The sequence below is a fragment of the Streptomyces sp. V3I7 genome (genome assembly GCF_030817495.1).
Classification (GTDB): domain Bacteria; phylum Actinomycetota; class Actinomycetes; order Streptomycetales; family Streptomycetaceae; genus Streptomyces.
Genome location: NZ_JAUSZK010000001.1, coordinates 2,013,042 through 2,039,183, shown reverse-complemented (window position 1 = coordinate 2,039,183; position 26,142 = coordinate 2,013,042). Strand labels below are relative to the sequence as shown.

Below are 26,142 nucleotides of genomic sequence, written 5' to 3'. Positions count from 1 at the left end.
CCCTCACCAGCGCAACAGGACGAGTTCGGAGCAGAATCCCGGGCCCATCGCCAGCATCAGCCCCCACGTGCCGGGCTCGGGACGACGGGACTCGGACTCCCGGATGCTCTGCAGGATGTGCAGCACGGACACGGACGACATGTTCCCCACCGTTTCGAGTGAGCGCCATGAGGGGTCCAGGGCATTGCCGGGCAGGCCGAGGGCGTCGGCCAGCGCGGAGAGGACCCTGGGGCCTCCCGGGTGGCACACCCAGGTCCCGATGTCGTCGGTGGTCAGGCCGTGTTCGGTCAGGAAGGCACGTACGTGCCGGCCGAAGTGGTCCCTGACGAAGCCGGGGACACCGGCATCGATCAGGACCCGGAATCCGCCTGCGCCGATGTCCCAGCCCAGGAGCTGTTCGGTGCCCGGGAACAGGCAGCTGCGCGTGGCGACCACGAAGGGCCCGGCCGTGTCCCCTCGGGCGCAGTCACCGCCCCGTGCGACGAGCGCCGCCGCGCCGTCGCCGAACAGGGCACCGGCGACGAGGTTGGCCCGGGAGGCGTCGCCCTGCTGGAGCGTCAGTGAGCACAGTTCGACGGTGAGCAGCACGGCGGTGTCCTCGGGGTGTCCGCGAAGGTAGTCGTGCACCCGGGCGAGGCCGGCGGCGCCCGCGACACAGCCGAGGCCGAACACGGGAAGTCTCTTGACGTCGGGCCGCATTCCGATGCGTCCGGCCAGCCGGGCGTCGAGCGAAGGAGCGGCGACACCGGTGATGGAGGCGCAGACCAGCAGGTCGACATCGGCCGGTCCGAGTCCCGCCTCGCGCAACGCGCCGGTGAGTGCTTCCTCGCCGAGTTCGAGGGCCGCCGTCATCCACGCGTCGTTGCTGTCCCCGAAGTCGCCGAGAAGGGCGTACTGCTCGATCGGCAGGGCGAGATGACGTGTACGCACCCCGGCGGACGCGTGGAGGCGGCGCAGCACGGCGCGGTCCGCGCCCGGGGCCAGGCACAGCTCGCCGATCGGCTCGGTGAGGTCCTCCTGGGCGTAACGGTGCGGCGGCAGCCTGGTGCGGACAGCCGCGACGGTGGTCGCCGTGGCGGGGGGCGCGGCCGTCCGGTGCGGGGCGGCGGGCGGGGAAGGGGCATGCTCGACGATCACGGGGACACGCATGTCGTTCATGCCTTCCTCGCCCGGGACGGGCGATTACCGTGCGTACGTGTCCGTCCACCCGTCTGGGGCTCTGCCGCACACGACACACCGTGTCCCGGCGTTGCTGCGCTCCTGTCATCCGGAGCCGGCGGTCGCCGTGACCGTGTTCGTGACGTGCCTTGCCGTGGTGGCGGGCCGGGGCGTGACCGGGACCGTGGCGGTGGCCGTGGCCGTGCTCTCCGGTCAGCTCTCGATCGGCTGGTGCAACGACGCGGCCGACGCCCAGCGAGACATGACCTGCGGGCGCGGCGACAAGCCGGTGGGAACCGGCGAGATCCCGCGCTGGGCGGCATTCGGCGCGGCCGGAACGGCCTTGGGCTTGTGCGTACCGCTGTCTCTGCTGAGCGGGGTCGCCGCGGGAGCGGCACATCTGGGGGGCGTGGCCGCCGGCTGGACGTACAACCTGCGGCTGAAGCACACGGCGCTGTCCCCGCTGCCCTACGCCGTGGGCTTCGGCTCGCTGCCCCCCTTCGTCACGCTCGGCCTGCATCCGTCGTCCTGGCCCGCCTGGTGGGCGGTGACCGCGGGGGCCCTTCTGGGCGTCGGAGCTCATCTGGTGAACGTCCTTCCCGACATCGAGGACGATCTCGCGACCGGTGTCCGCGGTCTGCCTCACCGGCTGGGGCCCCGAGCCTGCCGGTGGCTGGCCCCGTTCATCATGCTGACGGCCGTGGGCGTGCTCGTCGCAGGACCGTCCGGGGCGGTCGGAGTCACGGGCTGGACACTGGCGGCGGCCGCATCGGTCGCGGTAGGGGGTACGGCGGTGCCGTATCAGGCCGGCAGCCGGTGGCCGTTCCGGGCGGCGATCCTGGTGGCCGGGATCGCCGTGGCCCAGCTTCTGCTTCGCGGTGCGGACATGACGTGACCGGCCGCGCCCGTGGGCCTTGTCCGAAGCCTTCTGCCGAGACCGCCGAGGAGGAAGTCGTCCACCCCGTCGTCCACCCCGTCGTCCACCCGTCGCCCGCCGCGGCTTCCCAGGCGGTGAGGAGACCTCGAGAAATGGACCGGAGCCACGGGATCCCCACCCGGAAGCGCCGGCGCGGCCAGCCCGCCAGGTGAGCGATCACCGCCGCCAGGCAAAGGCGTATGTTGACGGCAGACGTCCACCCGTTCCCCGTCCTGGCCGGCGTTCTCGGCAGTCGACGGCGCGGGCGATGGTGTCCAAAAGCTCACCCCATGCCGCGCACCGTGTCACGCAGGCGTCGGGCTTCGTCGAGACGTTTCTCGTAGGTGGCTCCGAGTGCCAGCAGGAGCAGGCCGGCCGCGGCCAGGGGCACCCAGCGGGGGAGGAGGCCGAGCACCTGGGCCACGGTCGGGGCGAGTTCGTGCAGTCCGGCCAGGATCAGGACGCCGCCGCCGACGATCAGCGGTGCTTGCAGATCTGCGCGTACCCCGACGAGGGTGACGAGCAGGGCGGCCGCGCCCAGGAGCAGCGGGCGCACCCAGTTCCCGTCGCTCCACGTGGCGACGAGGCTGGGGAGCATGCTCGCCGTCAGCCCCGCCCCGTAGGCGGGCCAGGAGCCCGTGCCCGGGATGCGCGAACGGCGTCGGTGACCGATGACCAGTGCCGCAGCCGTGACCGGGAGCGTGTAGGCCTCGGGTGCGGTGACGTCCGCCAGGGCGAGGCGCACCCAGGACGAGGCGATGAGCAGCGTCGTTCCGGCGAGTGCGGCGCGGCGGCGGTCCGGGCGCAACGCGATGCCCAGTCCCGCGACGCCGGTGATGGCGAGGGCGAGGCTCAGCGCGCCGGGGTGAGGGATCGTCAACGCGAGGGCGGTCGCGACCGGCGCGTACCCGGCGCCCTCGACGGCGGTGGAGACCTGATCGCGCCCCGGGATCCGGTGCCACGCCGCCGCGGCGCAGGCGGCGAGGACGGCCACCGCGAGCACCGCGAACGCGGTGACCCGCCAGGGCAGGCCCGCGGTGACTCCGGACGCGGCCGCCTCGACGCCCAGGGCGAGGACGGCGACCGCACCCGCCACGCGTGCCGCCGCGTGCCCGGTGGGCGGGGCGGACGGCGCCGAGAGGACATGGGCGAGTACGGCACTCGACGCGGCGGCGGTCCCCCACACCGCGAGTACGGCGGTCCGGTCGGCCGGAGACCACAGCAGGGCCAGAGTGCCGGTGGCGGTCAGCGTCACAAGCCGCGGCCCGAGTGCTGCCCCCGGCCGGCGTACGACGTCCACCACGAGGATCACGGACGCCGCGGCGACGGTCGCCAGCACCCCCGCGTACGGCAGCCCCAGTGCCACCGGCAGCAGGAACAGCGCGGGTACGGCGGCCAACGCGGCTGCGTCGCGCAGCCCGTTCGCCCACCGGTCCGTGTGCCGGTCATCGACGGTGCGGGCGCGCAGCACGGCCATGGCGGCCAGGACGGAGGCGACCAGCCAGAGCACGACCAGTGGTGCGGCCGCGAGTTGCCAGTTCCAGGGCGACGGTTGACCGTCGTACCAGAGCACCATGCCGTGAGCGGCGGGCCGGACGAGGGCGTGTGCCAGGTCCGGCAGAACGACAACTCCGGCCAGCAGCAGCACGGTTGAGGCGGCGGCCAGCTCGCCCACCGCAGCCGCGGCTCCGGTCGGTGGTGCCGGTCGCCCACCGTTCGCGGTCTTCGGCCACCGGCCGCCCCGCGCACAGGACACCGCCGACCACACCGCGATGAGCGCGGCCGTACCCGCGTACCCGGCCACCGCCCACCCCGAAGGCGTGACGCACCGCATGCCGGCGCCGACGGCCACGATCACGGCCACGACGGCCACCGACTCGCCGACGGCGCGCAACGCGAACGGCGCCGCACGCAGGCCACGGCACAGCGCCCCGCCCAGCAGCGTCAGCAGACCCAGCGGCACCCAGGCCCGTACCACCTCGCCCGGCGACGAGGCGCCCAGCGCGTGCCCCACCGCGAGCGCCCCACCCAGCAGCGCCCATCCGCCGGCGACCGCCCGGACCCCCAGGACCAGGGTGGCGGTGGCTCGTTCGCCGCCCAACCGGTCGCGGAACGCGGCGGGTTCGGTGGCGGAGTGTGCCGTGAGGGCGTACAGGACCGCGAAGTCCACCGCGGCTGTGGCGATCATGGCGGTCGCGTAGTCCTGGGCGCCCCCGCCCAAGGCCGCGGTGGCCAGGAGACCTGGCAGACGGGCCATCAGGAATCCTGCGGGCAGCGGGAGCCGGAGCCGCTGCCACCAGCCGTAGAGCGCGGCCCCCGCCGCGGTCAGCGCGGTGACCACCGCCCAGTAACCCGCCGTACCAGCGCGGTCCAGGCCCCCGAGTCCGGCCTGCCGGGCGGCGTACGCGTCCAGGACCACCAGGGCGAGGCCCACCGCCGCCGAAGCCTCGGCGGTGGCCGTGAGCTGCCGCTGCCGCAGCGGACGGGGCAGTGCGAGCGCGCACACGGTCAGCGCGAGCAGAACGGCGGCCCGCCCGCCGATGCCCAGCCGCCCCCAGCTCACCAGGGTGAACGCGAGCGCGGCCATGACCACCAGCACTCCGCCGATGACCAGCAGCGCGGTCCGGGCCGACGGCGCGGAGACCTCCCGCGCCGAACCGCCCACCGCGCCGCCGGTCTCGCCCGCGGGGGCGACCGTCTGCGCGCCCGCAGGCGCGTCCCGGCGTGCTCGCAGCGCGGCCAGCAACTCGCCGTGCCGCCGCACCAGCCACTGCCTGCGTGCGTCCAGCGCGCTCAGCTCTGTGGTGACCTGCCACAACGCGAAGGCGTCCGGCCCGGCCAGCGGCAGTCGGCAACGGACGCACCTGGTGAGTGGAGGCGCCCCCAGGGGCGTTCCGCAGTCCGGGCATTCCGGTGGTTCCATGGGCATGGCGCGAGTATGCGTAGCCCTGTCCGGCCGCGGCATGAGTACGTGTACTCAAGGGTTCCCTGGTACGTCTCCCAGGTACGCGGGGCCTGCCCGGATGTCCCGGGGGCCACGGCGCAGGCCGCACGCACGAAGCACCGCGCCGGGCCGCCTGTGATGGCGGCCCGGCGCGGTATGACGGCTCCGTACGGGGGTCAGGCGCTCTGGCCCGCCCCGACCGGGACCGGAGCCGTGAGGTCGGGCTCCTCGGTCGTCTGCTTCGGCAGGACCGGGGTCGCCTTGGTACGCGGGCGGCCGGCGACCAGGTAGGCCACGCCGACCAGGAGGCCGCCGCCGGCCAGGTTGCCCAGGCCCACGAAGAGCAGGTTGTGGGCGAAGGCGCCGACCGTGACGCCGGGAACGTGCTCGAACAGGCCCAGGGAGAAGGTCGTCATGTTGGCGACGACGTGCTCGAAGCCCGAGCCGACGAAGGCCAGCAGGCCCCAGAAGATCAGCACCAGCTTCGCGCTCTCGGAACGGGTACGCACGCCCATCCACACGGTCACGCAGACCAGGAAGTTGCAGAGCACGCCGCGGAAGAACAGCGCCTCGCCGCTCTCGCCCATCTTCGCCTTCAGCATGCCGCTCAGCAGCGTCGCGCCGGGCGCCGGCTGGCCGGGCGCGGGGGCGATGCCCAGCACGCCGGCGGAGTGCACCAGCCAGGCGAAGGCGATGGAGCCGACCAGGTTGCCGACGAAGGAGGCGACGATGACGGCCGCGGCCGCGAGGACCGAGATCCGCCGCCGGCCGGCGCCCTGCACCGCCGTCATCATGTTGCTGGTGCACAGCTCGCCGCCGGCGAAGATCACCAGGGTCAGCGCGACACCGAAGACCGCGCCCTGGATCAGCTTCGTCCAAGGGGAGTGCGCCAGGCCGAGCGGGCCGGTCACCATGACCATCAGCACCACGGCCACGCCGATGAAGGCCCCGGCGAGCGCCGCGAGCACCAGGTAGCGGCCAGGGGAACGGAGCAGCTGGGCCTTGCTCCGCGCCGTCGCGGCCTGCTCTTCCAAGGCCTCTTCAAGGGGTAGGGACACGACGGACCTTTCAGTGCTGCTCAACAAGGGATCGGTCCGGGCTGGTCGTCCTCGATCGCCCGGCGGCGGTGCGTCGGGGGATCGGAACCGAGCCCTGGGCGCGCTGGGGAAATGCGGCCCGCGCCGCCGCGCCCTTGGGGCGACGACGGTGGCGCTCCAGGAACACGGCGATGCGGCCGCGCCCACCGGTGACCGCGGGGAGGCGGTCGTACGTCTCGACGCTCGACTCGTCGTCCGACGATCCGCCGCTTCCCGGGTGATCGGGGCTCGGGGAGCGAGACCGTCGCCGACCGGATTCACCGGCATATGCGCTAGGCATGTGTGCCGACACTCTCCGGCGTTGTCCGCGATGTCCGACTCCCGCTGCCTGAGCAGTCTGCGCTCGCCCGCCGGGAAAAGTCAAAAGCCCATTCAATCTGTTGATAGGCGACATTTATCTCCGAGGTTCTCACGCCGGTGTCCCCGGTGTTCTTCCACCGGTTCGCCCCTGTTTCGCGCCCCCGACCAGGCCGCGTTCACACCGTTCCCTTACCCGTTCCGCGAGCGGGCGGGGCGCTGACCCGCGTGCGAAAATGGGGGCCTGACCTGCTTCTCCTCCCGTTGACCGCCTCACACAGGGAGGCTCTCCGTGAGTGAACGTCTCAACGCGTGGCCGGCGCTCGACCACGAGGAACTGGCGCCGATGATCGACTACGTGAACCGGCTGATCCAGGTCGCCGGCAAGTACACCCTCGACGAACCCTTCGAGGTCGGCTGGGGGAACATCGTGCTCGACGTCACGCCCCGCGGACTGCGCACGCCGACCTTCCGGCACGGCGGTGTGACCTTCACCGTGCACCACCGCCTGCTCGACGGCGACGTGGTCATCGAGGCCGACAACGGCACCCGCACACTGCCCCTGTCCCACGGCTCCGTCGCCGACTTCTACACCGAGTTCTGCGAGGCGGCGGCCGAACTCGGCATCCACCGGCCGCACAGCTCGCTGATCTGCGAGATCCCCGACGCCCCGCCGACCTTCGAGGACGACCGCACCGAGTACGACTGGGACCCGCAGGCGGCCCGCCGCATGTGGGAGGCGCTGAACCTCGCCGCCGGCGGGCTGGAGGCCTGGCAGGCCCCCTTCCTCGGCCACCGGCCGCGCGTCGGCGTGATGTGGGGCGGCTTCGACCTCTCCGCCACGCGCTGGCGGGCCAAGCCCACCGTGCCGCCGGCGAACCGGCCGCCGTTCCAGCAGAACGCCCAGCTCGACGCGTACATCTCGGTGGGCTTCTCCTTCGGCGACGCCCACGACCCGCACCTCGGCATGTACGCCTACATCTGGCCCCAGCCGGACGGACTGGAGAACTGCACCTGGGGCGTCGAGGGCGCCGAGTGGCATCCCGACGCAGGGCTGGTGCGGCTGCCGTGGGACAAGCTGCGCGCGACGGCGGACCCGCAGCAGGCGATCGTGCGGTTCGGTGACGCCGTCTACCAGGCCGCCGTCCAGACGGCCGGCTGGCCCACCGACCTCATGGGCCCGCGCGTCGACGGCTGGTACATGAGCAAGACACCGCCCGAGGAGATCGTCGGGAAGCAGCACCAGGGGAACTGACCGGCACGGCGCGGCACGGCGAAGAAGGAAGGAGGGTCCGGGTTCTTCTCGAAGAACCCGGACCCTCCCTCCTTTTACTACGTGTCACTCAGCAGCCGCTGCATCGCCGCCAGGTCCTCGTCCGCCAACTCCCGCCGCGTGCGCGGGCCGCAGGCCAGCAGCAGGCGGGTGAAGTCGTCGGCGGCGGAGGTGATCCGTGAGCCCAGGGCCGCTGACCCCGACTGGGAGCCGAAGTCGCCAGTGGCGGCGTAGACCGGCCGGGGGGAGACGATGGCGTGCAGGTAGGAGAACATCGGCCGAAGGGCGTGTTCGAGGACCAGGGAGTGCCGCTCGGTGCCGCCGGTCGCCGCGATGAGGACCGGCATGTCCGCGAGGGTCTCCTCCGGCAGCACGTCGAAGAAGGACTTGAACAGCCCGCTGAAGGAGGCGTTGAAGGCGGGGGTGACGGCGATGACGCCGTCCGCGCTCCGGACCTCCTCGAACGCCGACTCCAGTGCTTCCCCGGTGAACCCGGTCAGCATCGCGTCCATGATCGGGTGGGCCAGCGGACGCAGTTCCACGAACGACAGCTCGACGGTGTCGCCGCGCTCTTCCAGTTCCTTGGACACGGCCGCCGCGAGCCGGTCCGCGAGGAGCCGGGTCGAGGACGGCTCCCGTACGCCGCCGGTGATGATCGTGAGTTTCATCGCGCTCCCGGATTCCCTTCGTCGTCCCCCTCGCCCTGACCGGTGGAGTGCGCCTCGGCCTCGCGTGCCCGCAGCAGCGACGCGTGGGTCGGCGCCGCCGGGGCGTCGGCCGGCCTGCCGACGGCGAACTCCTTGCGCAGCACCGGGACCACCTCCTCGCCGAGCAGGTCGAGTTGTTCGAGCACCGTCTTGAGGGGGAGTCCGGCATGGTCGATGAGATAGAGCTGGCGCTGGTAGTCACCGACGTACTCGCGGAAGCTCAGCGTCTTCTCGATGACCTGCGCCGGTGAGCCGACCGTCAGCGGCGTCGCGTCGGTGAACTCCTCCAGCGACGGCCCGTGGCCGTAGACCGGGGCGTTGTCGAAGTAGGGGCGGAACTCGTCGACGGCGTCCTGGCTGTTGGGCCGCATGAAGATCTGTCCGCCCAGGCCCACGATCGCCTGCTCCGGGGTGCCGTGGCCGTAGTGCGCGAACCGGCGGCGGTACAGGCTCACCATCTGCTTCGTGTGCGAGGCGGGCCAGAAGATGTGGTTGGCGAAGAACCCGTCCCCGAAGTACGCGGCGAGCTCGGCCACCTCGGGCGTGCGGATGGAGGCGTGCCACACGAAGGGCGGGACGTCGTCCAGCGGGCGCGGCGCGAGCGTGAACCCCTGAAGGGAGCTGCGGAACTTGCCCTCCCAGTCCACGACCTCCTCGCGCCACAGCCGGCGCAGCAGGTCGTAGTGCTCGACGGTCAGCGGGATGGCGTTGCGGATGTCCTGCCCGAACCAGGGATAGACCGGGCCGGTGTTGCCGCGGCCCAGCATGACGTCCGTACGGCCGCCGGACAGGTGCTGGAGCACGCTGAAGTCCTCGGCGATCTTGACCGGGTCGTTGGTCGTGATCAGCGTGGTCGAGGTCGACAGGATGATGCGCTCGGTCTGTGCGGCGATGTAGGCGAGCAGCGTCGTCGGCGAGGACGGCACGAAGGGCGGGTTGTGGTGCTCGCCGGTGGCGAACACGTCGAGCCCGACCTCCTCGGCCTTGCGTGCGATGGCGACGGTGGCCTGGATGCGCTCCGCCTCGGTGGGGGTGCGCCCGGTGGTCGGGTCGGGGGTGACGTCACCGACGGTGAAGATGCCGAACTGCATCCCGCTGCCGGCTTCGGGCGGTTCCGTGCCCGCCGCTTCGGACTGCTGCGCGCCGGACGGTTGCGGGGCGGTCGTATCGGGCGGCGCCATGGTGCGTGCCTCCTGGACTGACGGTGTCCCAACCGGCTGGTGCGACCGGCCCTGAGGTGCGTCCTGAGGCACTCCGGTCGCGTAGTGCGTACGTCCGTCCCGGCTTCGCGCCTGCGGATGTCGGCCTCGGGCGGGCGCCCCGCCATCGTGTCACGCTGGTGGGGATCCCGCACGTGTGCCCGGGGCCGCCGCTCAGGCGGCCAGCGGGTCCAGGACGAGCGGCTCGATCCGGCCCTCCAGCATGGCGCCGATGCCCTGTACGGCGCAGACGTCGGGCCGTTCGGCGATGTTGACCGGCATGCCGGTGGCGTGCCGCAGCATCTCGTCCAGGCCCGGGAGCAGGGCCGAGCCGCCGACCATCATGATCCCGCGGTCGACGAGGTCGGCGACCAGGTCGGGCGGGCAGTCCCGGAGCACCTTGCCGATGCCGTCGAGGACGGCCGTGAGCGGGGTCTCGATGGCGTTGCGGACGGCGGCGGTGTCGACCTGCACGCTGCGGGCGAGGCCGGTGGCCACGTCCCGTCCGTGGATCTCCGTGGACGTCGGCCCCTGCGTGGTGAGGCCGTTGCCGGAGAGGGCGAGCTGGAGGGGGCGTACGGACTGGCTGGGCAGTATCAGCTCGTGCTCGTGGCGCAGGTGCTGCACGATCGCGTGGTCCACGGCCTCGCCGCCCACCGGGATCCGTACGGCGGTGACGATCGAGCCGAGGGAGAGCACGGCGACCTGGGTGGCGGCGGCACCGCACACGATGATCATGGTGCCCTCGGGCCGTTCGACCGGGAGCCCGCAGCCCACGGCGGCGGCGATGAGGGTGTCGACGAGCTCGACGCGCCGGGCGCCGAGGCCGACGAGCGTCTCGATCGTCGCCCGCTGGGCCAGCGGGTCGGCGTCGTGCGGGGTGCAGGCGGCGGCGCGCAGCCGGGCCTTGCGGCGCAGCGCGCGGCGGATCTTGTCGCCGATCAGATGGCGCAGCATGCGCTGGGCCATCTCGATGTCGACGACGGTGCCGCCGGAGACCGGCCGTACGACGCGGATGTAGCTCGGCGTGCGCCCGGTCATCCGCTCCGCGAACTCGCCCACCGCGATGAGCGCGCCGCTGCGGGTGTTGACGGCGGCGACGGACGGCTGGTCGACCACGAGCCCGAGGCCCTTCACATAGACACGGGTGCGGGCCGCCCCGAGGTCGACGGCGAAGTGGCAGCGGCGCAACTGCTCCAGACTGACGGTCACGGCAGATCCTCCCGAGTGTGCGCAGGCCGTGGGCGGCCGACCGTCGGCCGGCCTCTTACGCATCCTCCGAGCCGGCGGCGGCGGGCGCCTGCTGGAGGGGGCCGCGCGGGGTGCGGCTGAACGGGGGGTAGCGGCGTGTCGCTGGCGGAAACCCGCCAGGCGCCAACCCGCCAGCACCGCCCAACTCCCTTGCCCCACCTGTCTCGTGACACTCAGATCGGTACGCGACCTGCTCGACGGACGCGAGACTCGGCGGACCCGGGACTCGACGGACACGAGGTTCGACGGACACGGGAGAGGCGTGGATGACCAGAGGACCAGGGGGACGCGGGGCGATGCTCCTGTCGGCCGGGCTCGTGCTCGCCCTGCTGCCCGCGGCTCCGGCCGCGGCGCGCGACACCGGCGCTGACACCGGCACCGTCATCGCGAGCACCCGCGGCACCCCCGCGCCCGCGACCGGCGCCACCACCGTCACCCTCGTCACCGGCGACAGGGTGACCGTCACCGGCCTCGGGCACGGCAGGAGGGCGGTGACCGTCGAGCGGCCGCCGGGAGCGGTCGGGGCCGTACGGACGCGGACGAGCGACGGCGACGTCACCGTCGTCCCGGACGAGGCGCTGCCGTATCTGCGGGCGGGCACCCTGGACCGGCGGCTGTTCGACGTGAGCGGGCTGATCCGGCAAGGGCTCACGGACGCGAGAACCGGCGGGCTGCCGCTGATCGTGACGTACGCCCCGGGGGTAGGGGCCACCGTCCCGCGCGGGACCGAGCGCACCCGGAGCCTGCCGAGCCTCGGCGGCGCGGCCGTCGAGGCGCACCGGGGACGTGGCTTCTGGCAGGACCTCACCCGGCGCGGCGGCCTGGACAAGGTCTGGCTGGACGGGCGCGTGCGCGCCGCCATGGCCGAGAGCAACGCACAGATCGGCACGCCCGCGGCCTGGGACGCCGGGCTCACCGGCAAGGGCGTCACCGTCGCCGTGCTGGACACCGGCGCCGACCTGACCCACCCCGACCTCGCGGGCCGCGTCACGGCCACCCGGAACTTCGTCGACGGCCAGGACGCCGGGGACGACGCCGGGGACATAGCCGACCGCAGCGGGCACGGCACCCATGTCACCTCCGTCCTCGGCGGCAGCGGCGCCGCCTCCGACGGCCGGGAGCGGGGCGTCGCGCCCGGCGTCGCCCTCGCGGTCGGCAAGGTGCTCGGCGACCAGGCCTCCGGTAGCGAGTCCCAGATCATCGCGGGCATGGAGTGGGCGGCGCGGGACGTGCACGCCCGGATCGTCTCGATGAGCCTCGGCTCCACCGAGCCCAGCGACGGCACCGACCCGATGGCGAAGGCCCTCGACACCCTCTCCGGCGAGACCGGCGCCCTCTTCGTCGTCTCCGCCGGGAACACCGGCGCCCCCTCCTCCATCGGCTCGCCCGGCGCCGCCGACGCCGCCCTCACCGTCGGCGCGGTCGACTCCGCCGACCTCGCGGCCCCCTTCACCAGCGCCGGCCCCCGCCACGGCGACCACGCCCTCAAGCCCGACCTCGCGGCCCCCGGCGTCGGCATCCTCGCCGCCCGCTCCGCACTCACCGGCGGCAGCGGCCCGTACACCTCCATGAGCGGTACGTCGATGGCGGCCCCGCACGTCGCCGGGGCGGCCGCGCTGCTCGCCGAGGAGCATCCGGACTGGAGCGGGCCGCGCCTGAAGGACGCGCTGATGTCGACGGCCACGGAACTCGACGCCCCTGCCTACCAGTTGGGCGCGGGCCGGGTGAGCGTGGCGAAGGCCGTCGGCGCCGACGTCACCGCCACGGGCAGCGTCGACTTCGGCTTCCACGCCTGGCCGTACGCCGACGACGAGCCGGTCACCCGGACCGTCACGTACGCCAACTCCTCCGACGAACCAGTGCAGTTGCGGCTCTCCGTACAGGGCGCCCCGGACGGGGCCGTGCGCGTCGCCGACCCCGTCCTCACCGTCCCCGCGCACGGCACCGCCGCCACGACGGTGACCGCGGACGCCGCCCGGGCCCCGGTCGGCGAGAGCAGCGGACGGATCGTCGCCGACGACACTCACGGCACCCGGCTGGCCCACACCGCCTTCGGGCTGGTGAACGAGGACGAGCGGTACACGCTCACCGTCCACGTCAGGGACCGCGACGGGGCGCCTACCGCGGCCGACCTGACCGTGCAGCGGCTCGCCGAGGGCGCCGAGGCCGCCTCCGAGCACGTCGGCGGCTCCGGCACCCTCGCACTGCGGCTCCCGCCGGGCACGTACACCCTCGCCTCCTTCCTCGACGTGCGCGGCAGCCACGGCGCCGACTCGCTCGGCCTCGGCTTCCTCGCCGCACCCGAGATCGACCTCGACCGGGACCGCGAAGTCACCCTGGACGGGAGGACGTTGCGCGAGGTGAAGGCCGAGGTGGAGCGGCGCACCGAGACCCGGCAGCTGATCATGGAGTACGACCGGAAGGCCGGCGGCACCGATCTGTCCGGCGCGGTCCAGGTGCCCGAGACCTACGACAGCGTCTTCGCCGCGCCCACGGACGCGGTGACGCGGGGCGGTTTCGAGTACCGCACCGTGTGGCGGCTGGCCAAGCCCGCCCTGGAGGTCGAGGGCGTGCGCGAAGCGGCCGCCCAGCCGGGCGGCACGCTGATCGAGGGGCACCGCACGCTGCCGCTGGTGGACGTCGGCGACGGCCCGTTCACCGGCGTCGCGGGCAAGGCCGCGCTCGCGCACCTCGCCGACGGCGCCGACCCGGCCGCACTCGCCGAGGCCGCCCAGGTCGCGGGCGTCAAGGCGCTGTTCGTGACGGACGACGCGCCCGGCCGGCTCCTGGCCTGGTGGGGCACGGACGACAACGCCGACCGGCCGCTGCAGATCGCCACGGTGGACGCCGCCGACGCGGCCCGGCTGCGGGCGACCGGGCGCGCGGTGATGACGGGGACGCGCAACTCGCCGTACGTGTACGACCTTTCGGACGGCCACCAGGGCGCGATCCCGGACCGCGACCTGACCTACGCGCCCGCACCACGCCAACTCGCCGCCCTGGACGTGCGGTTCCACGCGGCGAGGCCGGTCGTCGGCGACGAGTTCCGCTACTCGGTCACCGACGCCTTCCCGATCGCGCTCGGCTTCCCCGAGCGGGTCGACCTGCCGGCCCGGCGGACGGACTACGTGTCCACGGGGCCGGGGCAGTCCTGGTACGAGTCGGTGACCATGGACGGCGGCAGCCTGGAGGAGCGCGGCGGCGTGGTGTCCTACCGGGGCGGCTCCCGCCCGGTGCTGAACTGGTTCAGGCCGGTGTGGCACCCGTGGCTCGCCGCAGGACAGGAGCGGTCCGGCGGCCGACTGCGGTTCACCGCACCTGGCTGGGGCGACTCCGGCCCCGGTCACACCGGCTCCGGCGACGTGTGGAGCGAAGGCAGCGGCATGCGCCAGGAGACGTCCGCGTACCTGGACGGCGCCCTGGTCGACCGGCAGACGGGATCCGCCGCCTCACTGTCGGACGCGCCGGCCGACGAGCACACCTACAAGCTCGTCACCGACACCACGCTGGACCAGGGCCGCTGGCACCTGGCCGCACGCGGCCACGCCGAGTGGACCTTCCGGTCGGAGGCCACCCCGGAGGACCGCTGGACCGGCCTGCCGCTCATCAACCTCGCCTTCGACGTCGGCACCGACCTCGCGGGTGACGTGCGGGGCGGGCGCCGCGTGCGGGTCGGGCTCGGTGCGCAGTACGCGGCGGGGGCGGCCGGTACGGGCGCGGTCGGCGACGGCCGGCTGGAGGTGTCGTACGACGACGGCGCGACGTGGCGGGCGGTCGAGCTGACGGACGATCCGGGCGCCGCCTCGTGGAGCGGGACGCTGACGGTGCCGCGCGACGCGGCCTCCGTGTCCCTGCGCGCCTCGGCGGCCGATGACCGAGGCGGCTCCGTGAAGCAGGAGGTGATCCGGGCGGTGGGGGTGAGCCGGGCGGTGGGGGTGAAGTAGCTGCTCCACCCCGACCGCCTCGGGCCGCTCAGACAGTGCTGCCCGTGTCGCCCAGCGCCCGCTTCATGATCTTCCCCATGTCGTTGCGGGGGAGGACATCCAGGTGGTGGACGACGCGCGGGCGCTTGTGCGGGGCGAGCCGCCGGGCGACATGGTCGGCCAACTCCTTCTCGCCGGGAGGCGCTTGCGGATCGGCCGGGACGATCCAGGCCACGATCCGCTCGCCCAGGTCCGCGTCCGGCTCGCCGGTGACGGCCGCCTCCCGGACCCCCGGATGCTCCAGGAGCGCGTTCTCGATCTCACCGGCCCCGATCTTGTAACCGCCGCTCTTGATCAGGTCGGTGGCCTTGCGGCCGACGATGCGCACATAGCCGTCGGGCTCGCGCACCGCCATGTCGCCGGTGCGGAAGAAGCCGTCGGCGGTGAAGGCGGCGGCGGTGGCGTCGGGCCGGTTCAGGTACTCGGTGAACAGGTTCGCACCGCGCACCTGGATCTCGCCGACGCTCTCCCCGTCGTACGCCGTCACCGGCGAGCCGTCCTCCTCGACCAGCCGCAGCTCCACGCCCGGCAGCGGTACGCCGACCGTCCCCGCCCGCGCCTCGCCGTCGGCCCGGACGCTCGTGTTCATCAGCGTCTCCGTCATGCCGTACCGCTCGATCACCCGCTGCCCGGTCGCGGCCGTGATCCGCTCGTGGTCGTGCACGGGCAGCGCCGCCGAGCCGGAGACCAGCAGCCGCGCCCGGCCCAGCGCCTTGGCCAGCCCGGGGTCGCCGGGCAGCGCCTCGGCGATGCGGTGGTACATCGTCGGCACCCCGAACAGCATGGTCGCGCCGTCGTTCAGCTCCCGGGCCACACCCTCCGCGGTGAACCGCCCCAGGTGCCGCACCGACCCACCGCGTCGCAGCGGACCCAGGATGCCCAGCACCAGACCGTGCACATGGAACAGCGGCAGCCCGTGCACCAGCACGTCGTCCCCGGTCCACTGCCAGGCGTCCGCCAGCGCGTCCAGCGTGGCGGCGACCGCCCGGCGGGGGAGGACGGCGCCCTTGGGCGGCCCGGTGGTGCCGGAGGTGTAGACGATCAGGGCCGGGTCGGACTCGGACGTACGGTCCTCGGGGACGGTCCCGGTGCCGTACGCGTCGACATCGACGCGCTCCAAGTCGGCCAGCGCGGGCGGAAGTCCGGCTCCGGGCGCGGCCAGGACCAGTGCCGGTCCGCTGTCGGAGAGGATGTGGGCCAGCTCCTTCTCCCCCGACTTCGGGTTGAGCGGCACGGCGGCCGCTCCCGCGAGCAGGACGCCCACGACGCCGACGGCGGTCTCCAGTTCGGGTGTCGCCCACACCGCGACCCTGCCCGCGTCCCGCACCCGCGCGGCCACCGCGCCCGCGGCTGACCGGAGTTGAGCGTAGGTGAGGGTCCGATCGCCGAACCGCAGGGCGACTTGCTCGCCCGGACCGCCCGTCAGGGCCGGAAAGAGGGAGGACACGTGACGCACTCCTGACTGCCGGGACACAAGGTCGGGGACGACAGCTCCTTCCTACACCAGCAGACGCGTCCCGACGACCGTGCTGAGGTCGGGCGCCGGCCGCAGTTCGGTCGCGTGCAGGGCCGGATGCTCCAGCCAGTGCAGCCGCGCCAGGTCGGGCGCGCCCTCGTGCCGGGGCGGCCAGCCGGCGGCCGGGGTGAAGTCGTCGACGACGACCGTGCCGCCCGGCGCCAGCAGCCGCTCGACGTCGGCGGCCGGGTCGCCGGGCGCCTTCCCCTGCCCGCCGCCGTCGAGGACGAGCAGGTCGTACGGCCCCCACTCCTCGATCCGCCGCCAGTCCCCGGTCACCACCTCTACCTCCGGCCGGTCCGCGAACAGGCCGGCGGCGACGCGGGCCCGCTCGGGATCCCGCTCCACACCGACCAGCCGCACCCCCGGCCCCGCCCCCGAGGCCAGCCACGCCAGCCCCACCCCGAACCCGGTCCCCGTCTCGCCGACGCGCCCGCGTGCCCCTCCCGCCAGCGCGCGCAGCAGCAGCCCCTGCTCGGGGCGGCAGGAGTACGGGAAGCCGTGCGCGCGGGCGGCGGCCACCGCCCGCCGGACGAGCGGAGGCAGCCCGTCCAGCGCCGCACCGGTCCCGTACGCGTCCGTACCCGATATCGCCATGGACGCGATCCTGCCGTGCGGGCGTGGATCAGGTGGCCGGATCCACCACATCGGCCACGACACAGCTCACGTTGTCCGGCCCGCCCGCGGCGTTCGCCTCGTCGACCAGCGTGCGCACCGCCTCGTCCGGGGCCGGGGCGGCGGCGAGCAGGAGCTCTATGCGCTCCTCCGGTACGACCCCGGACAGCCCGTCGGAGCACAGCAGGTACCGGTCGCCGGGCCGGGCGTCGTGCAGCTTCAGGTCCGGCAGGGCCGGGGCGCCGCCCGAGAGGGCCCGCAGGAGCAGGGCGCGCTGGGGGTGGGTGACGGCCTCCTCCAGGGTCAGCCGGCCCTCGTCGACCATCGACTGGACCACGGTGTGGTCGTGGGTGATCCGGAACAGGGCGCCGTCGCGCAGCAGATAGGCCCGCGAGTCGCCGATGTGGACGAGGGCCAGCCGCGAGCCCGTCCACAGCAGCGCGGTCAGCGTGGTGCCGATCTCCTCGCTGCCGTCGGCGACGTCCCGCACCGCCCGGGCCGCCTCGTGCACGGCGTCCTCCAGGACGTTGAGGACGCCGCCCGCGGTCAACTCCGCGCTCTCCAGGGGCTTGAGCGCCGCCACGGCGGCGTTGCTCGCGGGTGCCCCGGCGGCCCCGAAGCCGTCGGCGACGGCGAGCAGCCGGGTGCCGGCGTACGCCGTGTCCTGGTTGGCGGGGCGTACGCGTCCGGTGTCGGAGTGGGCGCAGTAGCGCAGTTCCAGCATGGTGGTGTCCTTCCTCGACTCCGCGGTCAGATGGTCGACGAGGAACGCGGCGAGATCGCGCCGTACGGCGGTCTCGGCCTCGATGCGGGCCCAGTACGACCGGACCTCGCGGGCGGCCGCCGCCGGGTCCAGGGCGCACACCTCACGGATCGAGGCCAGCGGCATCCCCAGCCGGCGCAGCCAGGCCACGAGCCGGGCCCGCTCCAACTGCCCGGCGGCGTAGTACCGGTACCCGGTGTGCGGATCGACCCGCGCGGGCCGCAGCAGCTCCAGTTCGTCGTACAGCCGCAGCGCCTTCGGCGACAGCCGGGACGCCTTCGCGAAGGCACCGATCGTCAGCATCTCCATGCGTCACCCCCGTCACCGCGCTCGCGCGCCTGCCTCGTCGTTCCGCCACCGATGCTGGGGCTTGCCCGAAGGGGAAGGTCAACTCCCGTGCTCCGGAAGCTCGTCCCGGACCGTCGTGCGCTGCAGCAGACCCCAGGTGAACTCGGCGACGACCTCCCGCCGTACCCCCTGTGCGTCGGGGACCGTGAGGATCAGGCCGGAGCGGGTGGGGGCCGAGCCCTCCAGGGGGCGGGCCGGAGGGAAGGCGCGGGCCGCCTCGTCGACGGTGCAGGACCAGGGCGTCAGGTCCTCCAGCGTGCGCAGGGGCGGCGCCCCGGCTCCCGGCGCGCGGACCAGCCACGCGTTCCAGGCCGTGCCGTCGGGGGCGACGAGCACCTCGAAGCGCAGACCGGGCCAGAGGGACAGCGGCCACTGCCAGGACGCGCACTCGAAGTCGCCGACCGTGCGCTCGGCCTCCGTCTCCGGTGGTCCGAGGGCCGAGCGATAGCGGGCGGCGGCCGAACGGGCGTGCGGGGAGCGGGACATGGCCTGCCAACGCTTGTTGGCCTCCCGCATGTCCGCGACGGACGCCCCCAGTTCGAGGCGGGCGTCCTCGACCAGCTCCGGATGGAAGTCGGCCATGCGGCGCAGCAGCACCAGTTGGAAGTCGCGCGGGGTCATCCCGGCGACACCACCGGCGTCACCGGCACCCCTCCCGTCGCACTGCCCAGCAGCGACAGACGGACGCGGCCCGGTCCCGACTCCGTGGTGCCGTCGGACAGGACGGCCAGGGCCAGGGTGTTGGTGCCGCGGGTGCGCAGGATGCCGTTCGGCAGGACGAAGGTGTGCTGCGGGCCCACGTCGTTGATGTACTGGCCCATGTTCCAGCCGTTGAGGAACACCTGCACGCGGTAGGCGCGGTCCGGGTCGTCGTCCAGGACCAGCCCGATCGAGGCGTCGATGTCGCCCGGTACGGCCAGCCGGAAGGTGGTCCGGTACCAGGTCACCCCCTGTCCCCGGTCGGAGCGCGGCAGGTCGGCGGGCTTCCAGCCGTGGTCCGCGAACCCCGGCAGGTGCCAGCCCTTCCGCTCCCCGAACAGGCCGCCGTGGTTCTGCGGCCCGCGCACCGGGTCGGACGTGAGCGCGCCCTGGATCCGCCAACTCACCTCGGGCGAGGCCCCCTTGAAGGAGACCTCGGTCAGCCCGCGGGCGGCCTTGTGCGTGTCGAGGGCCTTGCCGTCCTGGTCGTGCTGCATCCGCCGGACGAGCACGGACAGCACGTGCTTACCGGGCTCGGCCAGCTTCCTGCGCAGCTTCTTGCGCTTCTTCTTCGGCAGCCGCGCCAGGGACAGGACCGCCGTGTCCTGCCAAGTCCCCTGCCGGATCGTGCTGTTGTCGGGGACCGGCATCCGGTGCGTGCCGAGCGGCTCGCCGTCCAGCCAGGCCATGAGCAGGCCCTGGGTGCCCGTGCTGTAGGCGAGGGACACCGACTCCAGACCGTCGGCGCCGTCGAGGTGCCCCCGGTACCAGACGTCGCCGTAGTGGAAGCCGTAGTCGTCGGCGAACAGCACCGGGCCGCCGTCGGGCACGGGCGTGGTGCTGTACGACGTCGTCCGGTCGGCGACCGTCCACGTCGAGTCGTCGAACTTCGGATCCGCCTCGGGGTTCTCGGCCTTGCGCCGCCACCCGCCGAGCTCCGGCAGCGCCGTCCGCGGTACGGCGGCCAGCGCGGGCGCGTCGGCGGTCAGGCTCCCGGACAGCGTGGGCCGACAGGGCAGCCGGCGGCCGTTCCACACCATGTTCCCGATGCCGCGCGGCCCCCACACCTCGACGCCGGTCGCCTGGACGACGTCGCCGGTGAGGTGGACCGTCGCGCCGTCCAGGGCGGCGTGGCGCAGCAGCGCCGGGCCGTAGACCAGCACGGTCCCGGAGGGGGTGTCGTAGGGGAACAGGCGGGTGGAGGTCGCGTCGTCCGCGAAGAGGAGCACCAGCGGCTTCTCGCTGCCGCCGCCCTCGACCAGGATCCGGGTGAGGCCGCCCTCGCCGAGGGGCACGGTCACGTGCAGGGCGCCCCGGTCGTAGACATAGGCGGCCTCGGAGTCGATGCGCTTGACCGAGGGGTCGGTCGGGCAGTCGAGCACGAGGTGCGCCATCTCGCCGTAGCGGCCGGTGAACACGGCGACGTCCTGCCGGCCGGTGCTCACGCACAGCATGGGCTGGGCGGTGGAGTGCCGCAGCCGCCGCTTGCCGAGCATCAGCCCGGTGGTCAGCAGGCGGGCGTCCCGGGGCGGGACGGTGACCTCCAACTCGCCCTCGGCGGTGGGCAGCGTGGACGTGACCTCCTCGGTGCCGTCGTTGCGCGCCACGTACACATGGGCCCGGGTGTCGGGGTTGGTGAGGTGGTAGACCTTCAGCCCCGCGGCGCTCACGTCCGCCGCGCGGTCCAGCTTGGCGAAGTCCGGGACGCGCTGGAGCAGATGGCCGATCTGGTGCATCGGGGCGATCTTGTCGGTGACGCCGCGGCCCTCGTCGATGGCGGCCCCGTAGTCGTACGACGTGTAGACCACCGGCGCGGGCAGCCAGCCCCACGAGGTGCCGCCGAACGTCATGTAGACGTTGTGCAGCGTGATGCCGTTGGCGAGGTTGGTCAGATAGAACCGCCGCTCGTACGCCGCGTCCCGGGTGCGCCGCGACTCGGCGTAGCCCTTGCCGTGGGACCACGCGCCGCCCCACGGGTCGAACCAGCCGCCGCCGAACTCCGGGACGAACCCGGGCGTGTGCGGACTGGCGGTGGCGCCGCCCGTGAGGCCGCCGGTGCCGAAGTAACCCCAGTCCGGCGGGACTTGGGAAGGCGAGGGGTAGCCGTCGAAGCCGTACAGCCAACGGCCCTTCTCGCCACCGGTGTCGAAGGTGCCGGGGCCCCAATGTCCGTTACGGCCCTTGTCGTTGTGGAAGAGGGGGACGTCGATGCCGTCCGACCGCACCTTCTTGTACAGGTGTGCCATGTAGGCGCGGCCGGTGGCCTCGGTGACGTGGGAGTCGTACTCGTTCTCGAGCTGATACAGCAGGACCGTGCCGCCGCCGTCCGTGAACTGGTGCCTGCGGGCGATGCGGTTCACCGCCGTCAGCCACTCGTCGACGTATGCCAGATAGTCCGGGTCGGCAGTCCGCGCGGAGCCCTTCGTGGCGGTGAGCCAGCCCGGGAAACCGCCGCCGTCGACCTCGGCGTTGATGTACGGGCCCGGGCGCAGGATGACGTACAGCCCGGTCTCGGCGGCCATGCGCAGGAACAGGTCCAGGTCGCGGACGCCGGTGAAGTCGTACTGGCCCGGGGCGGGGGAGTGGTAGTTCCACGCGACGTAGATGCTCACGGCGTTGTAGCCGTGCGCGCGCATCTTCTGGAGCACGTCGCGCCACAGGGAGGGGCTCGGCAGCCGGAACGGGTGCATCTCACCGGACCACACGACGAGCCGTCTGCCGTCCACGACGAGCGAGTGGCGGTCGTGACCGATCGTGTGCCGCCGCCCGTCCGCACGGGGCGGCTCGGGCGCGGGCCCGGTCGGCGCGCTGCGCGCGTACGCCGAGGACGCCCCCGGACCACCGCTGCCACCCAGGGCGAGTCCGAGCGCGGCCGACCCGGCCAGGGCACTGAAAGTTCGTCTGCTGAGCGCCAAGGGATCCTCCCGGCGATCTTACGGGGCACGAGCCCGGCCATTCTCCACGCCCGCACGCCACACGAGGACGTATGGGGGGCTTGGCACGGGGGATTAGGCGGTACGGGCGTGTTGAGGGTGGGTCAGGGCATCGGGCGGGGCGGGGCCGGGTGCGTGGCCGGGAGGTGGCTACGGCGATCGGATCGACCTGGCGGACGTGGCCCATGCCGGCCGCGTTGAGCCGGTCAGTGGACCGGGCGGGGGCTGGCATGGGCGACGCCGACGAGGTGGGGGCGCTTGGCATGGCTGCGCTTGCCGGTGCCGGGGTGCTGCCGGTGCGGGGAGCGGCGTACGAGGCGGATCGACCTAGCAGACCTCGCCCATGCCCGCCGCGTTCGGCCAGCTCTGGGCGTTGGGCCAGGCCGTGGCGGGTGCGGTCGTGAGGGCCGGTGCCGGGCCTGTCATGCCGCGGACCTGGGCGGCGGTGAGGCCGCCGCGGGCCGGGACGCCGGGCGGGGTGGGGGCGCTTGGCATGGCTGCGGCTGCGGCTGCGGCTGCGGCTGCCGGTGCCGGAAAGGGCGCGCTGGCCGGAATCGGTGCCGGTAGGGGGGCCGGCGCCGGTACAGGGGCCGAAACCGGTGCCGGTGCGACGGCCGCCGGGGCCAGAGGTACCGCCGGCTGCGGAGCCTGCTGCACCTGCGGAATCGGCACCGGCATCCCGCCGCCGGCCGGAGGGGCGGCGGCGGGGGCTGTCGGGGCGGCGACGGCGGTCGCCGGGACCGGCAGCCCGCGGCCGTTGGTTTCGCTGACCAGGCGGTCCACCGCCGCCGTACCCGAGCTGTAGCTGGTCCCGTTGCCCAGCTCGGGTACGACGGCTCCCCTCCCGGGCTCGTAGAGCACCGACTCCAGGCCGGACACCAGGCGTCGCACATCGACCTGGGGGCGCACCACGAGCCGCAGGAAGCGGCTGGAGGATCCGATCTTGTTGCCGCACTCGCGGACCAGGATCCGGTGCTCGGTGAGCAGCCGGTCCCGGACCACGGTGCCCTCGGCGCCCACGGGAAGACGCACGAAGAGGAAGTTGCCCTGCGAGGGGTAGACCGTCAGGCCGGGCAGCGTGGACAGCGCGCTGGTCATCTCCAGGCGGTCGCGGCGCACCTGCAGCAGGCTCCGCGCGTACTCGGCGCCGTGCTCGCGCAGCATGAACACCACGTGTTCCGCGAAGGAGTTGAGGTTCCACTTCGGCAGCATCGAGCGGACACGGCCTGCCAGCGCCGGGTTCGCGACGAGATAGCCGAACCGTATGCCGTGCAGCCCGAAGTTCTTGCCCAGGCTGCGCAGCACCACCACGTTGGGCCGCAGCATCGCCTCCTGGACGACGCTCGGTTCGGCCTCGGCGTCCGCGAACTCCAGGAACGACTCGTCGACCACGACCAGGTCCAGGTCCGCCATCGCGTCCATGAACTGCACGAGCGCGTGCCGGTGCACATAGCCGCCATCGGGGTTGTTCGGGTTGCAGACCACCGCGACCCGGGTACCGCGCGCCCGGATGAACTCGGCGTACTGCGCGAGGTCCAGGGCGAAGCCGCTCGACTCCTGGAGCGGGAACATGTCGACCCGCTTGCCCGTCTCCATCGGCTGGTCGGTCCAGCGGCCGAACGTGGGCACCGGGACGGCGAGCGACTCGCGGACCAGCAGATGGTCGATCCAGGTGATCAGCTCGGTCGAGCCGTTGCCCATGGCCACGCACTGGGGCGGCAGCCGGAGCAGCGAGCACAGCTCGGCCGTGATGGTGTCGGCGCCGCTCGGGTAGTACGTGATGATGTCCCGCAGCCGCGCCGCCATGTCCTCGAACATCGCCGGGGTGGGGAAGTACGGGTTGCACGGGATGCAGAAGTCCACCGGCCCCGCCCCCTCGCCGCCCTCCCGCGTGAGCGCCGCCATCGACGGGCTGTGCGCCGCGGTGCCGCGGAACAGCGAGGCGACGTTGCCGGCCATGGAACCTCCGTGTGCGGCGAGCCCGGCGGGGGCGGCCGGGCTCGTCATCCGTGGGTGGCCCGCACGGGGGAGTGCGGGCCACCCACGGATACGGAGCGGGCGGGCGCGGCGTTCAACGGGTATGAGAAAAACGTGACTTGAGGGGCCGCGGGGAGGGCCGAGTACCTCCCCACCAGTGACAACCGGCACGCGAACACCCTGTGTCCCCGATAACTCTCCCGGCTCCCTACAGAACTTTCACCACGACCCCTAGGAACGTTACCTGCCGGGAACTTACCCTTCCCGCGTCATGGACTACTGCCACCCGTGCCGACGGCACCTCAACGGCGCCCTGGCTTGTCCGGGGTGCGGTACACCGATCGAAGAGCTGCGCCCGCATCGCAGGGACGCGCCCCACGACGGCCATCAGGCCGATGACCAGGCCCCGTACCAGGACGAGTACGCGTACGCGGGTGACGGCGAGGCCGACGAGGAGGAGGACGGCGAGGACGAGCCGGGCGGCGGACGCGCGGCCCGGCGCCGTGAACAGGGCCGCGGCCGGGGCCGGTCGCGCGGCGGGGGCGCGGGTGCCGGGGCCGACGCCAGCCGCCGGGACCGCAAGGCCGCCGTCCACCGCCGGCGCCGCCGCCGTACGCTCCTGATCACCGCGGGCTTCGTGCTGGCCACCGGTGCCCTGAGCATCGCCGAACTCGGCATGGACGCCACGCCCTTCGCCGGCTCCGGACCCGCGGTGGCCGAGGACCGGCCGCGCGCCGACGGCGCCTCCCCCTCGGTGACGGGAGCGACGGCACGGCCCGGGAAGGACGCGGCGAGCGGTTCCGCCGACACCTCCCGCTCCGTCTCGCCGGACGCCTCGGCGTCCGCGTCGGCCTCCGCCTCCCCGAAGGAGACGGCGTCCGCCACCCCGGCCACCGGGGACAAGGGCCCGCAGGGGCAGACCGTGCCGCCGCGCACCGGCCCGGCGACGCCCCCGCCGGCCACGGCCACCGCGGCGCCGCCTCCCGCCCCCACCACCCAGCAGCCGACCTCGGCCCCTTCCCCGGAGCCCTCGCAGACCCGCAAGTGCTTCCTGTGGTGGTGCGGCTGATCCACGTTCTCCGACACTCCAGGGCCCCGCGCTCAGCAGTTGCAGGCCCGCTGTGCCCCGTGCGGCCCCGGGGGCGTCGGCCATCCGGGGTATGAATGACACCGACCCGGGCTCCGCGCCGTTGAGTCGAAAGGGCACGTCTCGCCGTACCGGTCTCAGGAACCACGGAGGAGGTACGCGTACGGAGGAGTGTCGCCCGCCGTGGGAGCGGCGGCCGGCGGTCGAGCGGAGGAGAGCGCATGACACAGGAGATCACCGTCCGCGGCACGGTCGCCGACGGCTACGAGGCGGTCCGCGAGGAGTTCGCCGCGGTCGCGGCCGCGGAACGGGCGGACTACGAGGGGCAGTTGTGCGCGTACGTCCACGGGCGGCGCGTGGTCGACCTGTGGGCCGGTGACGGCGTCGACGGCGAGTCCCTCTACGGCGTGTACTCGTCCACCAAGGGAGCCGCCCATCTCGTCGTGGCGATGCTCGTCCAGGACGGCACGCTGGAACTCGACCGCAAAGTCACGTACTACTGGCCCGAGTTCGGCGCCGAAGGAAAGGCCACGCTGACCCTGCGCGACCTGCTGGCGCACCGGGCCGGACTGATCGGCACCGACGCCGGGTTCACCCTGGCCGAACTGGCCGACGACCGGGCGATGGCCGAACGCCTCGCCGACCAGCGCCCGTTCTGGCGCCCCGGCTCCGCCTTCGGCTACCACGCGCTGGTCATCGGAGCCCTCACCGGGGAGGTCGTCCGGCGCGCCACGGGCCGGACCATCCAGGAACTGTACGAGGAGCGGGTCCGTGCCCCCTACGGCCTGGACTTCCACCTCGGGCTGCCCGCCTCGCGGGAGCCGCGCTTCCGCACCGTGCAGCCCCTGCTCCCGACCCCCGAGCAGCAGGTCGCGCTCGACGGGCTCCGCGACGCCCCGCACACCCTCCAGGCCATCGCCTTCAATCGGCACGCGGCCGAGCCGACCGACCTGGAGAGCCTGCCCAACGAGCCCCTGGTGCGCGCCATGGGGCCGGCGTCGGTGGGCGGGGTCGCCTCGGCGCGCGGGCTCGCGGGGCTGTACGCGGCGGTGATCAGCGAGCTGGACGAGAAGGCGCCGCTGCTCAAGCCGGACACCGTGGCCGAGTTCGGGATGGTGCACTCCACCGGCTACGACCTGGTGGCGCGGACGCACAAGTCGTTCGGGCTGGGTTTCCAGGCGACCGCCGACACCTGGCACCCCTTCCTGGGCGCCGGGACGATCGGGCACAGCGGCGTCGTGGGCTGCCAGGCCTTCGCCGACCCGCGCAGCGGACTCGCCTACGGCTACACCCGGCGCCGGTACGTCTTCCCGGGCGGGGCGGCGCCGGAGAACGGACGGCTGGCCCGCGCCGTGCACCGGGCGGCCCTGAGCAGTTGA

General features: G+C 73.6%; 17 protein-coding genes. 5 read left to right on the top strand and 12 right to left on the bottom strand.

Annotated elements, in window-relative coordinates:
* Nucleotides 1-3: 3 nt before the first annotated feature.
* Complete coding sequence (locus tag QFZ74_RS09555; RefSeq protein WP_373462476.1) at nt 4-1,149, bottom strand: type III polyketide synthase; 1,146 nt, start codon at nt 1,147-1,149, stop codon at nt 4-6.
* Between the two features lie 7 nt (nt 1,150-1,156).
* On the opposite strand from QFZ74_RS09555, the gene QFZ74_RS09550 reads away from it, so the two are divergent.
* Nucleotides 1,157-2,053 carry a UbiA family prenyltransferase gene (locus QFZ74_RS09550; protein WP_373462475.1) on the top strand — a complete coding sequence of 299 codons (897 nt, stop codon included), beginning with the start codon at nt 1,157-1,159 and terminating at the stop codon, nt 2,051-2,053.
* Between the two features lie 304 nt (nt 2,054-2,357).
* On the opposite strand, the gene QFZ74_RS09545 is transcribed toward QFZ74_RS09550, so the two are convergent.
* Together QFZ74_RS09545 and QFZ74_RS09540 are read right to left on the bottom strand one after the other, a co-directional pair.
* Nucleotides 2,358-5,003 carry an SCO7613 C-terminal domain-containing membrane protein gene (locus QFZ74_RS09545; protein ID WP_307620369.1) on the bottom strand — a complete coding sequence of 882 codons (2,646 nt, stop codon included), beginning with the start codon at nt 5,001-5,003 and terminating at the stop codon, nt 2,358-2,360.
* Nucleotides 5,004-5,194: 191 nt separating this feature from the next.
* Nucleotides 5,195-6,076: a formate/nitrite transporter family protein gene (locus tag QFZ74_RS09540; protein ID WP_307620368.1), complete on the bottom strand. Its 882-nt coding sequence runs from the start codon at nt 6,074-6,076 to the stop codon at nt 5,195-5,197.
* Between the two features lie 628 nt (nt 6,077-6,704).
* Between QFZ74_RS09540 and QFZ74_RS09535 the strand changes: the two genes are divergently transcribed.
* Nucleotides 6,705-7,667, top strand: coding sequence for a DUF5996 family protein (locus QFZ74_RS09535; protein WP_307620367.1), 963 nt, complete (start codon nt 6,705-6,707; stop codon nt 7,665-7,667).
* Between the two features lie 77 nt (nt 7,668-7,744).
* On the opposite strand, the gene QFZ74_RS09530 is transcribed toward QFZ74_RS09535, so the two are convergent.
* The 3 genes from QFZ74_RS09530 to QFZ74_RS09520 form a co-directional block, all read right to left on the bottom strand.
* Nucleotides 7,745-8,353, bottom strand: a complete 609-nt coding sequence (locus QFZ74_RS09530; RefSeq protein ID WP_307620366.1) for a CE1759 family FMN reductase — start codon at nt 8,351-8,353, stop codon at nt 7,745-7,747.
* Nucleotides 8,350-9,483: an LLM class flavin-dependent oxidoreductase gene (locus tag QFZ74_RS09525; protein ID WP_307624096.1), complete on the bottom strand. Its 1,134-nt coding sequence runs from the start codon at nt 9,481-9,483 to the stop codon at nt 8,350-8,352. Before QFZ74_RS09525 ends, QFZ74_RS09530 begins: the two co-directional genes overlap by 4 nt.
* Before the next feature lie 282 nt (nt 9,484-9,765).
* Nucleotides 9,766-10,803 (bottom strand): rod shape-determining protein, encoded by a 1,038-nt coding sequence (locus tag QFZ74_RS09520; protein ID WP_307620365.1) that lies wholly within the window; start codon nt 10,801-10,803, stop codon nt 9,766-9,768.
* Between the two features lie 305 nt (nt 10,804-11,108).
* On the opposite strand from QFZ74_RS09520, the gene QFZ74_RS09515 reads away from it, so the two are divergent.
* Nucleotides 11,109-14,786 (top strand): S8 family serine peptidase, encoded by a 3,678-nt coding sequence (locus tag QFZ74_RS09515; protein WP_307620364.1) that lies wholly within the window; start codon nt 11,109-11,111, stop codon nt 14,784-14,786.
* Nucleotides 14,787-14,814: 28 nt separating this feature from the next.
* Here QFZ74_RS09515 and QFZ74_RS09510 read toward each other — a convergent pair whose 3' ends face one another.
* From QFZ74_RS09510 to QFZ74_RS09485, 6 genes are all read right to left on the bottom strand, one after another.
* Complete coding sequence (locus tag QFZ74_RS09510; protein ID WP_307620363.1) at nt 14,815-16,272, bottom strand: acyl-CoA synthetase; 1,458 nt, start codon at nt 16,270-16,272, stop codon at nt 14,815-14,817.
* 51 nt (nt 16,273-16,323) lie between these two features.
* Nucleotides 16,324-16,938 carry an O-methyltransferase gene (locus QFZ74_RS09505; RefSeq protein WP_307620362.1) on the bottom strand — a complete coding sequence of 205 codons (615 nt, stop codon included), beginning with the start codon at nt 16,936-16,938 and terminating at the stop codon, nt 16,324-16,326.
* 28 nt (nt 16,939-16,966) lie between these two features.
* Nucleotides 16,967-18,028: a MerR family transcriptional regulator gene (locus tag QFZ74_RS09500; RefSeq protein WP_307620361.1), complete on the bottom strand. Its 1,062-nt coding sequence runs from the start codon at nt 18,026-18,028 to the stop codon at nt 16,967-16,969.
* A gap of 78 nt (nt 18,029-18,106) precedes the next feature.
* A complete protein-coding gene (locus QFZ74_RS09495) occupies nt 18,107-18,688 on the bottom strand; it encodes a hypothetical protein (RefSeq protein ID WP_307620360.1) in 582 nt (193 codons plus the stop codon).
* Nucleotides 18,685-21,681: a beta-galactosidase gene (locus QFZ74_RS09490; protein WP_307620359.1), complete on the bottom strand. Its 2,997-nt coding sequence runs from the start codon at nt 21,679-21,681 to the stop codon at nt 18,685-18,687. The genes QFZ74_RS09495 and QFZ74_RS09490 overlap by 4 nt, the downstream gene beginning before the upstream one ends.
* A 345-nt stretch (nt 21,682-22,026) precedes the next feature.
* Nucleotides 22,027-23,658, bottom strand: coding sequence for a histidinol-phosphate transaminase (locus QFZ74_RS09485; protein WP_307620358.1), 1,632 nt, complete (start codon nt 23,656-23,658; stop codon nt 22,027-22,029).
* 289 nt (nt 23,659-23,947) lie between these two features.
* Between QFZ74_RS09485 and QFZ74_RS09480 the strand changes: the two genes are divergently transcribed.
* Both QFZ74_RS09480 and QFZ74_RS09475 read left to right on the top strand, forming a co-directional pair.
* Nucleotides 23,948-24,745: a hypothetical protein gene (locus tag QFZ74_RS09480; protein ID WP_307620357.1), complete on the top strand. Its 798-nt coding sequence runs from the start codon at nt 23,948-23,950 to the stop codon at nt 24,743-24,745.
* 239 nt (nt 24,746-24,984) lie between these two features.
* On the top strand, nt 24,985-26,142 hold the full coding sequence (locus tag QFZ74_RS09475; RefSeq protein WP_307620356.1) for a serine hydrolase domain-containing protein: 1,158 nt from the start codon (nt 24,985-24,987) through the stop codon (nt 26,140-26,142).